This is a genomic window from Alteromonas sp. RW2A1, assembly GCF_001886475.1.
GTDB lineage: Bacteria > Pseudomonadota > Gammaproteobacteria > Enterobacterales > Alteromonadaceae > Alteromonas > Alteromonas hispanica.
On record NZ_CP018031.1, the window covers coordinates 2169336 to 2185660 of the forward strand.

General features: G+C 45.3%; 16 protein-coding genes. All 16 read right to left on the reverse strand.

From position 1 onward, the window contains the following. Entirely contained in the window at window positions 1-285 is a 285-nt protein-coding gene (gene ppnP, locus BM528_RS09795) for a pyrimidine/purine nucleoside phosphorylase (RefSeq protein WP_071979637.1), read from the reverse strand. A 161-nt stretch (window positions 286-446) separates the two neighbouring features. Further along, window positions 447-1031 (reverse strand): DUF938 domain-containing protein, encoded by a 585-nt coding sequence (locus BM528_RS09800; protein WP_071981250.1) that lies wholly within the window; start codon window positions 1029-1031, stop codon window positions 447-449. A gap of 49 nt (window positions 1032-1080) precedes the next feature. Further along, on the reverse strand, window positions 1081-3705 hold the full coding sequence (metH, locus tag BM528_RS09805) for a methionine synthase (protein ID WP_083595252.1): 2625 nt from the start codon (window positions 3703-3705) through the stop codon (window positions 1081-1083). A 9-nt stretch (window positions 3706-3714) separates the two neighbouring features. Then, complete coding sequence (locus BM528_RS18385; RefSeq protein ID WP_083595253.1) at window positions 3715-4782, reverse strand: homocysteine S-methyltransferase family protein; 1068 nt, start codon at window positions 4780-4782, stop codon at window positions 3715-3717. Between the two features lie 3 nt (window positions 4783-4785). After that, a complete protein-coding gene (metA, locus tag BM528_RS09810) occupies window positions 4786-5724 on the reverse strand; it encodes a homoserine O-acetyltransferase MetA (protein WP_071979638.1) in 939 nt (312 codons plus the stop codon). A gap of 180 nt (window positions 5725-5904) precedes the next feature. Beyond that, window positions 5905-6339 carry a DUF2802 domain-containing protein gene (locus BM528_RS09815; protein ID WP_071979639.1) on the reverse strand — a complete coding sequence of 145 codons (435 nt, stop codon included), beginning with the start codon at window positions 6337-6339 and terminating at the stop codon, window positions 5905-5907. Between the two features lie 71 nt (window positions 6340-6410). After that, window positions 6411-6902: a chemotaxis protein CheW gene (locus BM528_RS09820; RefSeq protein ID WP_071979640.1), complete on the reverse strand. Its 492-nt coding sequence runs from the start codon at window positions 6900-6902 to the stop codon at window positions 6411-6413. 16 nt (window positions 6903-6918) lie between these two features. Further along, window positions 6919-7764 (reverse strand): chemotaxis protein CheW, encoded by an 846-nt coding sequence (locus BM528_RS09825; protein WP_071979641.1) that lies wholly within the window; start codon window positions 7762-7764, stop codon window positions 6919-6921. A gap of 6 nt (window positions 7765-7770) precedes the next feature. Then, complete coding sequence (locus BM528_RS09830) at window positions 7771-8535, reverse strand: ParA family protein (protein WP_071979642.1); 765 nt, start codon at window positions 8533-8535, stop codon at window positions 7771-7773. A 29-nt stretch (window positions 8536-8564) separates the two neighbouring features. Beyond that, complete coding sequence (locus BM528_RS09835; protein ID WP_071979643.1) at window positions 8565-9695, reverse strand: protein-glutamate methylesterase/protein-glutamine glutaminase; 1131 nt, start codon at window positions 9693-9695, stop codon at window positions 8565-8567. A gap of 47 nt (window positions 9696-9742) precedes the next feature. Beyond that, window positions 9743-11986: a chemotaxis protein CheA gene (locus tag BM528_RS09840; protein ID WP_071979644.1), complete on the reverse strand. Its 2244-nt coding sequence runs from the start codon at window positions 11984-11986 to the stop codon at window positions 9743-9745. A 12-nt stretch (window positions 11987-11998) separates the two neighbouring features. Next, the gene (locus tag BM528_RS09845; protein WP_071979645.1) at window positions 11999-12754 is read right to left on the reverse strand and encodes a protein phosphatase CheZ; all 756 of its coding nucleotides are present in this window, start codon (window positions 12752-12754) and stop codon (window positions 11999-12001) included. Between the two features lie 34 nt (window positions 12755-12788). Further along, on the reverse strand, window positions 12789-13172 hold the full coding sequence (gene cheY, locus BM528_RS09850; protein ID WP_025254383.1) for a chemotaxis response regulator CheY: 384 nt from the start codon (window positions 13170-13172) through the stop codon (window positions 12789-12791). Between the two features lie 35 nt (window positions 13173-13207). After that, complete coding sequence (locus BM528_RS09855) at window positions 13208-13939, reverse strand: RNA polymerase sigma factor FliA (protein ID WP_071979646.1); 732 nt, start codon at window positions 13937-13939, stop codon at window positions 13208-13210. Further along, window positions 13936-14802, reverse strand: coding sequence for a MinD/ParA family protein (locus tag BM528_RS09860; protein WP_071979647.1), 867 nt, complete (start codon window positions 14800-14802; stop codon window positions 13936-13938). Before BM528_RS09860 ends, BM528_RS09855 begins: the two co-directional genes overlap by 4 nt. 5 nt (window positions 14803-14807) lie before the next feature. Then, window positions 14808-16313, reverse strand: coding sequence for a flagellar biosynthesis protein FlhF (flhF, locus tag BM528_RS09865; protein ID WP_071979648.1), 1506 nt, complete (start codon window positions 16311-16313; stop codon window positions 14808-14810). Window positions 16314-16325 lie beyond the last annotated feature (12 nt).

Consider the following 16325-nt stretch of genomic DNA (forward strand, 5'->3'; position numbering starts at 1 on the left):
TTAGCTATAAAAACAAAGGTATGCCGAAGCTGACGACACTTTGACATCAAAAGACACATTCGCATCTACATTAAACTCGGTGCCCGCTGGAAAAGACTCCCAACTTTCACTGCCTGGTAGTTTTACTGTAAGTTCGCCCTCAACAACTTTCATAAGCTCTTTTTTAGTCGTATCGAAAGTATATTCCCCCGGCGACATAACGCCCGATGTACAAGGCCCGCTAGCCGATTCAAATGATATTGAGGTGACTTTGTTATCAAAGTAGTGATTCACTGCAAATGTCATGGTGTGTTCCTATCTGTGTTTTAAGAAAAAGAACGTTTTTAGTTAAAACGTCATTGTTGCATTGGCGGTTTTGCCGTGCGATTTGTCGCAATGCTTCAGAGCATTGCGTTTATGAGTTTATGTATAAAGAAAATTAGGGGGTTTACTAGCGCGCTTTTGACCTAGCTTTTAGTCCAAACCAGCATCATATTGTTTGCTGGCATCGATATTTGCTCACTTAGCATTAAATTTGGCGCCCAACTCAACAGGTCGTCAATATCACGGTAACCGCCATAGCCTCGCTCAACAAGCGATTTATGAAATTCTTCATTACTTGCTGATGAAAAAGCCCCAGCTTGGGTAAAAGGCCCGTATTGGCAAAACACTCCCCCTTTGGGCAAGTGGTTCATTACCGATTTCATCAACAATTCTACTTCGTCTTTCTGCATGATATGGGCGGTATTGGCGCTAAAAACTCCGTCGAAACTACCTTCTGGAAATGAATCAACCCCAACGGTATACTCTATTGGCTTAGCTAAGTTGGGTAGTGAAGACTCACTTACCCATGCATTAATTCCGTCGTGATAATGTACTTGGTCGCTTGTTTGCCACAATAAATGAGGCAAATGAGCAGAAAAATATGACGCGTGTTGGCCAGTACCACTGCCAATTTCAAGCACCTGTTTACTGTTAGCAAACGCCCTTTTTAACACGGCTAAAATAGGGCGCTTGTTGTTTTCACATGCTTGACTAAATGGCTTATCCATAACTTTGTCATCCATTCTGATTATTAACGACAGCGGCAGTTAGCGGGCTCTAATCGCTTAAATTTGGCCCCAGCCATTTTTCAGCTTCTTCCAGCGTCCAGTTTTTACGCTTCGCATAGTCTTCAACTTGGTCAGCTTGAATTTTTGCTACTGCGAAGTATTTGGACTCTGGATGGGCAAAGTACCACCCGGACACTGACGCTCCCGGCCACATTGCGTAACTCTCGGTAAGTTTCATCCCGGTATGTTCCTGGGCAGCAAGCAGATCCCAGATAAGCTGTTTCTCAGTATGCTCTGGACATGCAGCATAGCCTGGCGCAGGTCTAATACCCTGGTACTTCTCTCTTATTAACTCATCGTTATTCAGAGTTTCATCTGGCGCATATCCCCAGTATTTCAGTCGAACCTGTTGATGCAGATATTCAGCAAAGGCCTCAGCGAGTCGATCAGCTACCGATTTAACCATGATCCCGTTGTAATCATCGCCCGCTTTTATATAAGTGTCTGCTAGACTGTCTTCACCTATTCCACTAGTCACTGCAAATGCACCGACATAATCGGCAATGCCGCTTTCTTTATCCGCAACAAAGTCGGCAAGGCAGTAGTTGGCAAATTTGTCCTTCTGGGTTTGCTGACGCAGGTGATGGGCGACGCCTTTCACAGTAGTGCGGCTCTCATCTGCGTAAATCTCAATATCATCCCCCAACCTATTGGCAGGGAACAACCCAATAACCCCTTTTGCCTGCAAGGCTTTATCTGCAATGATTTTGTCTAGCATTGCGTTCGCATCTGCAAACAGTGAAGTTGCCTCTTCACCGACTACCTCATCATCTAGAATACGGGGGTACTTACCCGCCAGTGACCAAGTTAAAAAGAAAGGAGTCCAATCTATGTATTCACGCAATGTGGCTAGATCAGCGGTAATCGGTGTAACACCAAGCTTTGCAGGCGTTACCGGCGGTGTGGAAAAATCAACCTGACAGCTGTTCTCCCGCGCTTTTTCTAACGTGACGGGTTTACTGCGCGGCTTCTTGCGCGCGTGTTGGTCGCGCACGGTATCGTACTCTTTAGCTAGCTCTGTCGCATAGATATCTCTAGAGCCTTTATTGAGTAGCTTCTGACACACTCCCACGGCGCGGCTTGCATTAGGTACATAAGCAACTGGGGCGTGATAATTTTGCTCGATTTTCACCGCGGTATGAGCTTTAGACGTAGTAGCTCCGCCAATTAACAGCGGCATATCAAAGCCCTGTCGCTCCATTTCTTTTGCCACATGTACCATTTCATCGAGAGACGGTGTAATGAGGCCCGATAAACCTATCATGTCCACATTCTCTTCTTTGGCTTTTTGAAGAATATTTGCAGCGGGTACCATCACACCCATATCGATGACTTCAAAGTTATTACATTGCAGTACAACACCTACGATATTCTTACCAATGTCGTGTACATCACCTTTTACCGTTGCGAGCAATATCTTTCCATTACTCTTATTGTCATCTGACTTTTCTGCTTCGATGTAGGGCTGCAAGTGAGCAACCGCTTTTTTCATAACTCGCGCAGACTTCACAACCTGTGGCAAAAACATTTTGCCTTCACCAAACAAGTCCCCTACTACATTCATGCCATCCATCAATGGCCCTTCAATAACATGAAGAGGGCGTTCTGCTTGCTGTCGAGCCTCTTCAGTATCGTCAATAATATAGTCGGTAATACCCTTTATGAGAGCGTGTTCTAAACGCTTGTTTACACTCTGCTCTCGCCATGAGAGATCTTCTTTTGCAGCGGCTTTGCCGTCGCCCTGAAACTGTGGCGCAATATCTAACAAGCGCTCTGTACCATCGCTGCGTCTATTTAAAATAACGTCTTCTACAGCTTCGCGAAGCGCTTGTGGAATTTCGTCATAAACTTCAAGCTGACCCGCGTTAACTATTGCCATATCCATACCGGCTCTAATAGCGTGGTACAAGAATACAGAGTGCATGGCCTCGCGAACCGGGTTGTTGCCGCGAAAAGAGAACGAGATATTCGATAAACCGCCTGATATATGGGAATAAGGGCAAGTTTGGCGAATAACGCGAGTGGCTTCAATAAAATCTACAGCGTAATTGTCGTGTTCTTCAATACCCGTTGCTACAGCAAAAATGTTGGGATCGAAGATAATATCTTCTGGAGGGAAACCAATTTCTTCTGTTAGAACCTTATAGCTTCGCTGACAAATTTCTACTTTACGCGCTTGCGTATCTGCCTGCCCCTTTTCGTCGAAGGCCATTACTACCGTTGCAGCGCCATAGCGTTTAATTTTCTTTGCCTGGGCGAGAAATACCTCTTCACCTTCTTTTAAGCTGATAGAGTTAACGATAGCTTTGCCTTGGACACATTTCAGTCCAGCTTCAATCACGTCCCATTTTGAAGAGTCAATCATAATAGGTACACGACTAATATCAGGCTCAGACGCAATAAGATTTAAAAACGTCACCATTGCCTGCTTAGAATCAAGCATGGCCTCGTCCATGTTGATATCTATTATTTGTGCCCCGCTCTCGACTTGCTGGCGTGCAACGTCTAAGGCAGCTTCATAATCGCCTTCTAATATAAGCCGTTTAAAGCGAGCTGAACCGGTAACGTTCGTTCGCTCACCAATATTAATAAATGTAGAAAATCCTGCGCTCATATTGCCCTCCTAGTGTACAAACGGCTCTAGGCCTGACAGACGCATTTTTGGTTCAAAAGCTGGTACTACTCGAGGTTTAATGTCTGCTACTGCCTCTGCAATATCCCGAATATGATCGGGCGTGCTACCACAGCACCCCCCCACAATATTAACCAGCCCTGACTCAGCCCATTCTTTGATATGTGTGGCCATTTCAGGCCCTTCCATATCATATTCTCCGAACTCGTTTGGTAACCCTGCATTAGGGTGGGCAGAAATAAAGCATTCGGCGATAGCCGCTACTTCGTCAACATACTGACGGAGCAAGTCTGGACCCAGTGCGCAATTAAGGCCGAAAGAAAACGGGTTAACATGACGCATCGAATAATAAAACGCTTCCGCTGTTTGGCCAGAAAGCGTGCGACCGGAGGCATCGGTAATTGTGCCCGATACCATGACTGGTAAGGTAACGCCTACTTTTTCAAATGTTTGCTCAACCGCAAACGCCGCTGCTTTTGCATTTAATGTATCGAAAATAGTTTCCAGCATAATGAGGTCGGCTCCGCCCTCAATTAGCGCTTCTGTTGATTCACTGTAAGCCTCCACCAATTCATCGAAGGTAACATTGCGTTTCCCGGGGTCATTAACATCAGGAGAAATCGATGCCGTGCGATTAGTGGGCCCTAGCACGCCAGCAACAAAACGAGGTTTATTTGGTGTTTTAGCGGTATATTCTGCTGCCGCCTTTTTAGCTAGCTTTGCTGCCGACACGTTTATGTCGCGAGAAGTAGCCTGCATATCATAGTCGGCCATAGCGATAGTGGTGGCGTTAAACGTGTTTGTTTCGATAATGTCAGCGCCTGCATCTAAATAATCACAATGAATTTGATAAATAATATCAGGCTGAGTGAGGACAAGAAGATCGTTATTACCTTGAACATCGCAATGCCAGTTAGCAAACTGTTCACCGCGGTAATCAGCCTCTTCTAGTTTATGCTGTTGGATCATCGTGCCCATAGCACCATCAAGCACTAAAATTCTTTCCTTTGCTGCACCGGCTAAACTTGCCTGTGCATTTGAATCAAAAACGTTTTTCACTCATTACCTCTTTGGCTGTGATTTTTCAGCTAACTGACTCAGATCGTAAGGTGTAGTTTGGTAAACGTAATAGTTTAACCAATTTGTAAATAACAAACTTCCATGAGAGCGCCACTGAACTATTGGCGACTTGGTTGGGTCGTTGTCAGTGAAATAATTTTTAGGTATCGCCGGGTTTTGACCCGAGTTCAGATCCCGTAAATATTCATCTTTCAACGTCTCTGCTTCGTACTCAGGGTGTCCGGTGACAAACACCATTCGCTTGTCTTCAGACGCTACAATATAGGCTCCAACTTCATCCGACTCGGCTACAACGTTAAGCCCCTCTACACCGTTATACAGTGAGGTATCGATATGGCCATAGCGAGAATGTGGCGCTGAAAATGTTGGGTCGAACCCTCTGAGTAATTCGTTGTTCGGGTCGTTGACGTTATGCTGATAAACACCTGAGAACTTTTCTTCTCGCAGCTGCCGCGTTACACCGTAAAAATGATACATTGCTGCATGTGCAGCCCAGCACAAGTAAAGCGTAGAATTAACGTGACGCTGAGCCCACTCTAGGATTGTTGTCATATTATCCCAGTATTTCACGTCTTCATAGTCGAGTAGCGCAAGGGGGGCACCAGTTACAATTAAACCATCGTATTTTTTGTTCGCCACACTGGAAAACTCGTGATAAAACGCATCCATGTGCGACTGCGGCGTATTTTTGGGCGCCTGATTGTCAATACGAATAAAATCTACATTGATTTGAAGGGGAGTATTCGACAGCAAGCGCAGCAGCTGCACTTCAGTCTCAATTTTGTTTGGCATTAAATTAAGAATGCCAACTTCAAGAGGGCGAATTTCCTGACTTGATGCTCTATCCATATCCATGGTGAATATATTTTCACCCAGTAAAACATTCTGAGCAGGAAGTTGCACAGGAATACGGATTGGCATAATTAACTCCAGTCGAAGATTGCGATGACTGTATTGTGGCGAATACTATGAATATGTCAACATCTTTACGTCTAGACGTCTAAACAGAAAGTGAGTGCCTGCCGAGAGTGCTACAAAAATTAGTTATCCGCTAGCGCACTGAAGGTGAGCAATTAACGGCTCATATATTCGTGATATTCACTATTTTTGCGACTTGTGAACCATTACCAACATTTCGGCTTCAGCACGAGGTATATCACAAGACTCTATGATTTCTTCTATACTCGCACCTTTTTTAACTAAATCTGCAGCACGCTGATATAACTTTAAAGAAGGATCTTGAAATTTGAGGTCGCGAACCTGACTTTCCAGCTCTTGTTGCTTTTCTTCAACGCGTTGTAAATGCTTGCTTATTACCAAACTTCTCGCCTGCGCTTCTGTTTGTTGGTTATTCGCATCAGTTACTTTTGTTGACATCACTGCAAGTTCGCTTGTCATGCTACCCTGCAATTCTTTTAACAACCCAGCCGTGCGGCGTAAGTTTGCATATAACACGCAAGTAACCGCAATAAGCCCAAGAAGGACAACAGCAATGATAATTTCGACAAGAGAAGGAGCAGCAAGCTGCAAATCCATGTGCTACACACCTAACTGAGGAAGAGATACAAAGAAAAAGCTGACGCAATCAGCGTCAGCTTCGCTTTAAATTAAATACTACTTAGTTCATCCCATTCTTCGTCGCTTAGTAACTTGTTCAAGTCAACAAGAATAAGAAGCTCGCCATCGCGATTACTAACACCTTGAATGAACTTAGCACTTTCTTCAGTGCCCACGTTAGGCGCACTGTCGATTTCAGAAGATTTCAAGTAAACCACTTCTGCTACGCTGTCCACCAGTATGCCGACCACCTGCTCGTCTGACTCGATAATAACAATTCTGGTGTTATCGGTAACTTCCGTAGGCGGTAAACCAAAGCGCGCTCGCGTATCAATAACGGTAACCACGTTACCACGCAGATTGATAATACCCAAGACATAGTCAGGCGCGCCCGGAACCGGTGCTATCTCGGTATAACGCAGGACTTCTTGTACCTGCATAACATTAATACCGTATGTCTCATCACCTAGGCGATACGTCACCCATTGAAGGACTTCATCGTTGGTGTCCGTACCGTTATTTTTCATTTTTTCATCGCTCATGAACCTGGCTCCCGTACTATGGCGTCTGGTCGTTGCTGCCTAAGCCTTTGTTAAGCATAGATATTAATTCTTCAACGTCAATTAATGCACACATCTTTTCTTTAACCATCCCTGCTAACCAAGGACGTTTACCTGTAGATTCGCGCCATTTGACATCATCTTTTGTTAAATTAACGGTGTTTACCAGCTTTTCGCTAGCCAACCCCCATGCACTTTCTCCCAACATGATTAGGTAACGATAGTCGAGAGATTCAGCAAGTGCCTCGTTATATTTCTCTGGCATCACCCACTTCGCTGAGTCTACTACATTCAGTTTAGACTCTCTGTGTAACATTACACCCATAAACCAGTCTGGTTTTCCAAAAAGTGGTGCAATTTTATCAATTTGGTGGATACCACCAAGCGTAGTTAATGGAACCGCAAGCGTTAAACCCGCCACCTCAAAGAATAATGCTTGAAAGCGAAAATCTAGACTATCCTTTAATGCAATTTTTGTTTGCGCATGTGCGGCGTTTTCATCTGCTGGAGTGATATCGTCTTCAACACGAGTTTCTCGTATTTGCACTTCTTCAATATTCAGCTCATCTTCTACAGCAGTGCTTTTTTCTGACGCTACCGCAGGCTCAATTATTTCAACATTCTGCGAAAGTGGCACATCGCATTTGACCACAGGTTCATCAGCGATATGCTGTGATGCCTGCTCTAAAAGTTTAGCAGCTCTTACCGTTGCATCATCCACTTCCACATTATCGGACACCACCTGATTTGCACTGATATCTACGGATACAGCGGGCTCTTTCAGCAGGCTATCTAGGTAGTCTTCCATAACGTCTTCACGGGCAAATGGAGATTGCTTACTCATTGCTATTTATTTCTCCAACTCTTCGAGCAGTTTTCCATAAGCTGCGACGCCTCTGGTTTTGGGATACGCCGCTGATATTGGTAATTGAACCAAACTCGCATCTCGAAAATGCGTGTCTACCGGAATAACACCATGCCAAACTCGTTCACCGTAGTCGTTCATCAATCGCTTTCGCGATGCTAAAGCGGCATTTGTTCTTTTATCGAACATGGTTGGAATAATGCACGTATCGAAGGATTTACCTAGGGAACGCCCCATTATTTCCATTGTGCGGATCATCCTATCCAACCCCTTTAGCGCTAAATATTCTGTTTGCGTGGGTACAATCACCTTATCGCATGCAGCCAGAGCATTCACCATTAGAACACCGAGTACGGGCGGGCAATCAATAATGGCAACGTCGAATTCATGATGGACCTTGGCGAGTGCTTTTTTCAGCACCAACCCCATACCCTGTTCGCTTCCCATGGTTCTATCGAGAGTGGCAAGGGCCATAGTTGCCGGTAAAACATAAAGATTATCTAGCTTTGTTGGGCACAAGCAATCCATTACGTTATCGGCAGTAAGACTACCGGACTTGATAAAAATATCGTAAACAGATTGACTTAGCGCCTCAGCATCTATGCCAAAATAATAACTGAGCGAAGAGTGGGGGTCGGTATCAATCAACAGTACCCGCTTTCCTTGCTGCGCTAGCAAGCCGCCCAAGCTTACCGTGGTGGTTGTTTTTCCTACTCCACCCTTTTGATTCGCGACTGTCCACACTTTCATGACAACAAACCCACTAGGCTATCCATTCACTACATCATTTCAGTAAGAATACAGCTGCTCATATCATCAACATTTATATTTTGAGTCGAGATATTTGCCACAGCAACCGCTTGGGGCATTCCGTACACCACGCAAGAGTCTTGATCTTGGGCCCAAATTGTAGCGCCCTTTTCTTTAAGCTTTCTGCAACCCTCTCGACCGTCTGCGCCCATTCCCGTTAAGATAATGCCTAAAACATCTCCAGAGAAAGCTCTCTCTAACGAACTGAATGTCAAATCGACACTAGGCTTGTAATTTACTTTATCTGCAATGCTTGCATCTACAATTGAAATCTTTTTCTGGGCGCCAACAGTCTCTATTAGCATTTGCTTACCGCCGGGCGCTAAATAAGCTTGACCGGGCATGAGAATGTCACCGTGCTCAGCCTCTTTTACGCTGATATCACAATTCGCGTCTAGGCGCTGGGCAAATGCTGTGGTAAAGGTTCCGGGCATGTGCTGAACCAACAGAATTGGATATGGGAAGTCTGCTGGTAAAGGCATAAGCACCTTCTGCAGCGCTACTGGACCGCCCGTTGAGGCACCAATAGCTAAACATTTATACCGCTTCCCTGTCGCCCTGACCGAAGAAACAGTTGGCTGCTTTGCCGCGTCTTTGTGCCCAGAAAGTAAACCTGACGTTTTAAAAAACGCCTGCTTAGGTGCGTTAGGCGGTAATCTACGAGTTTCCTGTGAGCGAAATGTTGGACGCTTTAACCCAATTCCTCTACGCGCAATGAGCCTCACTTTGGTACACAACAAACGTGTCGCATCTTTGCGGTCTTGCGATATATCTTCAAACTTTTTAGGAAGAAAATCGAGTGCACCGGCTTCAAGGGCATCAAGCGTTGCTTGTGCCCCATGATGTGTTAATGATGAAAACATGAGAATAGGAATAGGCTTTTTTTCCATAATCGCCTTTACAGCAGAGATACCATCCATAACGGGCATCTCAACATCCATTGTAATTACATCGGGAGCCAACGCGTCAATTTTATCTAGTGCGTCTCTACCATTTCTCGCTTCACCTACAACCTCTAACTCTCTGTCTTCGTCTAAAATTTCTCTCACTCGACGACGATAAAATGTAGAGTCGTCCACGACCAGGACTTTAAAGACCATGGATTACTGTTCCTATTGTTTGTAAGCCTTTGCTATTAAGATTTCTGTTAAGGCTTACGAGCATACCGTTTTAGAAGGCTCGGAATATCTAAAATAAGCGCAATACCGCCATCTGACGTAATTGTTGCGCCTGCCATACCAGGTGTTCCTTGCAATAACGCATCAAGCGGTTTAATGACTACCTCTTCTTGACCTATTAGCGCATCAACCACAAAACCCACTTGGCGAGTGCCCACCTGAACCACAACCACGTGGCCTTTTTCTCTATCTATTGATTTTTGGCCTCGAATCAGCCAATCGCCAAGGAAGAAGAGCGGTATAGCTTTTGAGCGAACAATCATGGTTAGCTGGCCATCAACTGTGTTGGTCTTTTTGATGTCCATATTAATAATTTCGCTTACTGAGCCCAGGGGCAAAGCGAAGGTTTGTTTACCCACGATGATCATAAGCGTTGGCAATATTGCCAGCGTCAGCGGTACTTTTATTTCTAAACGGGTACCTTTACCAAGCTGTGAGTCGATATTAACCGTACCGTTGAGTTGATTGATTTTGGTTTTCACCACATCCATACCAACGCCACGACCCGATATGTCACTTATCTCTGTCTTTGTAGAAAAACCTGGTGCGAAGATAAGGTTAAAAGCTTCCACATCTGACATACGTGCTGCCGCGTCTGCGTCTAGTACGCCGCGATTGATCGCAATCTCTTTTAGCTTCTCTGGGTCCATCCCCTTACCATCATCTTCGATAGTAAGCAGTATGTGGTCACCCTCTTGTGAAGCAGAAAGCTTAACCGTCCCCATTCGTGGTTTGCCAGCCGCAGCACGTTCATCCGGCATTTCAACGCCGTGATCCACGGAGTTTCTCACCAAGTGAACAAGTGGATCGGCCAATGCTTCTACCAGATTTTTATCTAAATCCGTTTCTTCACCTACAAGTTCTAGCGTAATTTCTTTTTTAAGGCTTCGCGCTAAATCTCGAACAACCCTAGGAAAACGACCGAATACTTTCTTGATAGGCTGCATTCGGGTTTTCATTACCGCACCTTGAAGGTCGCCGGTGACTACATCTAAGTTTGCTATCGCCTTAGACATACTTTCGTCGTTTGTATTGATGCCGAGGCTAATTAAGCGATTTCGCACTAATACCAGCTCGCCCACCATATTCATAATTTGATCGAGACGCTTAGTATCAACACGAACCGTCGTTTCAGCAGGTGGAGCAGAAGGTGCTTTCTTATCATCTTTTTTCGCAGCTTCACGGCTTGGCGCTTTTGGCTCTGCTTTGGCAGCAGCTGGTGCAGGTGTGCTCGCTGGAGTGGGTGACGCCTGCTTGGCCTTTTGAATCGCATCAGTCGCTGCTTTGTCCACAGCAGGCTCTGGTGCTTTCGCCGGTGCCGCTTCTGGTGCACTTGATGCTTGGTTTGTGGGGCCTTGTCCTGAACCATGAAGCTGATCTAAAAGAGCCTCAAACTCGTCATCGGTGATTTCATCGTCGCTTGATGAAGCATTTTGGGCTGGTGGTGCGGCTGGCGCTGCAGGTTCTTCTGCTGCGCTAAATTTGCCTTTGCCGTGAAGGTCGTCAAGGAGAGCTTCAAATTCGTCGTCGGTAATATCTTCTGCGTTGCTGTCTGAAGCTGAAGTACTGCCCGCGCTGGGAGTTGGTGCAGCTTCTTGCTTAGGCGAAGTACTCTTACCTGGCGCAGATGAGCCGTGTAGCTCATCGAGTAAAGCTTCAAACTCGTCTTCGGTGATTTCGTCAATTTCACCGTCGCCTTTTGAGGTATTGTCACTTGATGAAGATGGCGTCGCTTCAACCAACTCCAGTTCAGGCTCCGAACTGAAATCAGGTTCAGCAGCTTGTGGAGCGGGAGCATTATCAAAAATGTTCTCGTCTGGTGTTTCTGGGCGACTTAACTTGTGCAATTTGTCTACAAGCTGTGCATCAGCCGGCTCAAGCGGCTCCTGCGCTTTAACTTTCTCAAACATGTCAACAACGACATCAGTAGCCTGCAGAATAATATCCATTAGCTCTGGTGTCAGTGTGCGCTGTCCGTTTCTCATTACGTCAAAAACGTTTTCAGCGCCATGACAAATTTCAACAAGCTCAGTGAGGGACAAAAAGCCCGCACCGCCTTTTACCGTGTGATATCCGCGAAAAATTGCATTTAGCAAATTCGCATCTTCAGGATTGTTCTCAAGATCAACGAGCTGTTCTTGTAATTGTTCAAGTATCTCTCCGGCCTCAACCAAAAAGTCCTGTAGTATTTCCTCGTCAACATCAAACGACATGCGCCCGCTCCCCTAAAAACCTAAGCTAGACAGAAGATCATCAACATCATCTTGGCCAGATACAACATCATCGCGAGACTCAGCGTCAATAATTGGCCCTTCTGCTTGTACACCATCAACCTTATCGGCTTCGCTAGGTAATGGTTTAGTTTGTTCTAAACCGTCCCGCTCACCAAACATGGTGAGCATGTTAACTAAGCTTTCTTCGACTTCTTTTACTAAGTCGATAACACGGCGGATTACCTGACCGGTAAGGTCTTGATAACCTTGTGCCATCAGCACTTCTGTCAACAACTGCGTAAGTTTAGCTGACTGAGAAGCTCCCTCCTCTAGCAATTCGTCTAAATCTTTGCACAAGGCTTTGAATTCGCCCACTTCAATTTGCCTTGTCATGAGCTTTTTCCACTCTGGCATCACATTCTCTATACGAGATGAAAGCAACTCGGCAATTGGCATGCTGGCTTCAACGGCATCCATTGTAGTATTAGCAGCTTTTTCAGTTTCTTCAATAACGTAAGTTAGGCGGGTCTGTGCGTCAGGGATATCATCTGTGGCTAAGTTCTTGATGCGATCATCTATTTGAAAGTTGTTTAACGCGTCGTGAAGTTGACGGGTAAGCTTTCCAACCTCGGCAAAAAGCTCTACGTTTTCTTTCATCGACGCTGCTTCAAAGAGCGCATTGGCTGAAGCGTTATCCCCAGCTTCAAGATAAACAACAAGCTGTTTAGCTTCTTCTAGTGATAATGGAACGTTTGCATTCGTTGTCATCCAGTAAACCTCGTTTCTCTGGTGAGCGTCTGGATCAACCTAAACGTTCGAATATTTTATCTAACTTTTCTTTTAACGTAGCGGCTGTGAAAGGCTTAACTACGTAGCCATTAACCCCAGCTTGCGCTGCGGCAACAATCTGCTCTTTCTTCGCTTCCGCCGTTACCATCAGTACCGGCAGATGCTTAAGTTTATCGTCGGCACGAATTGCACGAAGCAAATCGATACCCTGCATACCCGGCATATTCCAGTCGGTCACAACAAAATCGAAATCACCCTGTTGTAGCATGGGTAACGCCGTACTTCCGTCGTCCGCTTCCTGGATGTTTGCGAAACCCAAATCTTTTAATAGGTTTTTAATGATACGTCTCATGGTAGAGAAATCGTCTACCACAAGAATCTTCATGCTCTTATCCAAAATAGCCTCCATTGAGGGGTTAATTGTTTTAATTTCTATTCTTCGTCAGCTCGCCACGACTTCATTCGTGATTTGAGTTTTAACATGGCCTGACTATGAATTTGACTCACTCTCGATTCACTTACATCAAGAACTTCACCAATTTCTCTAAGATTCAGTTCTTCATCATAGTACAAGGAAAGCACTATCGCTTCTCGTTCGGGTAAAGTAGTGATTGCTTGGGCCAATGATTTTTGAAACGCGCCTTGCATCAGGTCTTCAAGGGGAGCATCGCTTCCTCGACTTTGCTCGGTGGTGATGACGTCCTCAGAGACACCTAAATCTTCAATTCCAACTAACTTCCCTGCGTTTACCTCATTGAGCATCTGATGATAATCTTGCAAGCTAACGTTTAGTTTAGTGGCAATATCAACATCTCTTGCATCTCTGCCCGTTTCACTTTCAACCTGCGAAATCGCTTCTGTAATCGCCCGTCCATTTCGATGAACAGAGCGTGGAGTCCAATCTCCTTTGCGAATTTCATCTAGCATCGCGCCGCGGATACGAATGCCTGCGAAGGTCTCAAAACTCGCTCCCTTCGAACCGTCAAAATTCCGCGCAGCTTCTAAAAGGCCAATCATTCCAGACTGAATAAGATCGTCAACAAGCACACTTGCTGGCAATCTTGCCATTAAGTGGTGTGCTATGCGCTTTACTAGGGGCGCATGTCGCTCGACTAACTGCGACTTATCAGTTTGTTGTTGATAAGCGGCCGCCTTACTATTCAACGTTGATTCCCTACTGCTTTTTCTGCGATTAACTGCTCAATAAAAAATTCTAGGTGTCCGCCAGGCTGAGTCGGGATTGGCCAAGATGCCGCCCTATTTGCTAGCTGACTAATTGCTACTGATGCTGGTGAACCTGGGTAAGCATCGACAATAGCTGTTTGTTTTCTCACCGCACGACGAATATTTTCATCAAATGGTATGGTTGCCACTAATTCTAGCGCAACATCTAAGAAGCGCCCGGTAACTTTACTCAGCTTGCTGAAAAGCTCTTGGCCTTCGCGCACATCTCTAACCATATTGGCGACAACTTTAAACCGAAAAACACCGTGTTCGCGGTTAAGTAGTTTTATCAGCGCATAAGCATCGGTAAGTGATGTAGGCTCATCACACACCACTACCATGATGTCCTGAGAGGCTTTTGCAAAGCTTAGCACCATATCTGAAATACCGGCCGCGGTATCAACAAGCAATACGTCTATCGGCGAGCGTAGTTCGCTGAATGCACGAATAAGACCCGCGTGCTGTGTTGTAGACAACTCTGCCATCGACTGAGTGCCCGATGTAGCAGGCGCAATCTTTATACCGTGAGGCCCAGTGACAAGTACATCGTCTAAGGTGCATTCACCAGATAAAACGTGAGAAAGGTTTTTTTCAACGCGAAGCCCTAACATGACATCTACGTTGGCCAATCCTAAATCGGCATCGAGCACCATCACACGTTTGCCCTGCTTAGCCATAGCAATTGCCGTGTTAAGCGTGATATTTGTCTTACCAACGCCACCTTTACCTCCGGTGACGGCGATAACTTTGATTAACCGTGATTGCTTCATTTTTCTTAAGCTACTCGCTTGGTCGTCAATCATACTACTTATGCTGTTTTAATATCGTTGTTATTACTAGTATGATCCAAACCATATTTTTTATAAAGCTTTGCAGCAGCGGAAACTAAAGATTTCGCTTCTGCAATCTTAATGTCTTCCGGTACTTTTTGACCGTCGGTGACATAACTAACCGGTAACTGGTACTCAACTGCCGCGCTAAGCACTTCGCCTAAAGAATAGCACTCATCTAACTTAGTGAAAATACAACCACTTAGCTCGATGTCATCATAGGCCTTAATGATCCTCTGTAACGCAGGATATTGTGTATTTGCTTGCGCTACCAAATATTTTTTCACTGGCGGCATCTGACCATTGTCAAAATGCTTAATTTGTTTAATTAGTCGGCTATCTCGTTGACTAAAACCAGCCGTATCAATCAATACTAGTCGCTTATGGCGAAGTTGAAACAATAAATCTGCAAGTTCTTCACTCGACTGCGCTTTTCTCACCGTACAACCAATAATTTTACCGTAGGTTGCCAGCTGTTCAAATGCAGCAATTCTGTATGTGTCTATGGTAATCATAGCAACAGAGTCGGCGCCATACTTCTGCGCATAGCGTGCGGCCAGTTTCGCCACAGTAGTTGTTTTACCCGTTCCTGTTGGCCCGACTAATGCCACCGCACCTTGTGCAGTGAGTATATCGTTTCCTGTTACATTTATGCGATTAGCCAATAGGTTAAGAAGATAAACCCATGCGTCTCGTTCATTGTAATGCCCTGGAGTATAGCTGATTAACTGCTTAGATAATGCTTTGCTAAGCCCCATTTCAGTTAAACGAGCAATAAGATATTGATGGACGGGTTTTTGACGGCTCTGTTTTGCTTCCATTAAGTCTGCAACTTGGTGTTGAAGAACACCTCGTAAAGACGCGAGTTCTTCTTTTATTTGAGCGAGTTCTGCAGACTGAGTTGGCACATCATTTTCTATGCTTGAAGCCTGATGCGTGGGGAACGCATCGTCTTCATTCGTTTTTGAAGCATTAAATTCTCGGGCATTAGCGTCGCGGCTGTTAAAATAGCCATTTGCAGGTTGCTGCGCTTCCACTTCGTCAATAAACGCATCTGAGAAGTCGAGATGTGATGCAATATTATTGGCGTGCTGGGCATTTACTGAAGCCGGCTGGTTAACATTCGCTTCTGAATTTTTATTTAACGAGGCCGAGCCAAGGTGCGCAGACGAGTCACCTGGCGCTGCAGTTTGGTTATAAGGTGCTGCACCGCTATGCTGTTTTTCCAGTAATGCTTTTAAGCTGTCTGGGCCATCATCGCCAATGATTTCGCTCAAACTCGGTGTAGCACTTTTAGCTGCCCCTTTTGACGGCGTTTTGGATATGTTAAGCTTTGCTTCTGGCTCTTTGTCATAAGCGGCAACCAGTTCAATACCGTCTGCCACTTTGCGATTGGACATAATAACCGCGTCGCTACCTAACTCAGCCTTAACTTGGCTTAGCGCCTCGCGCATGTCTTTGCCAAAAAAACGTCTTATTTTCATTGCAACTTCTCC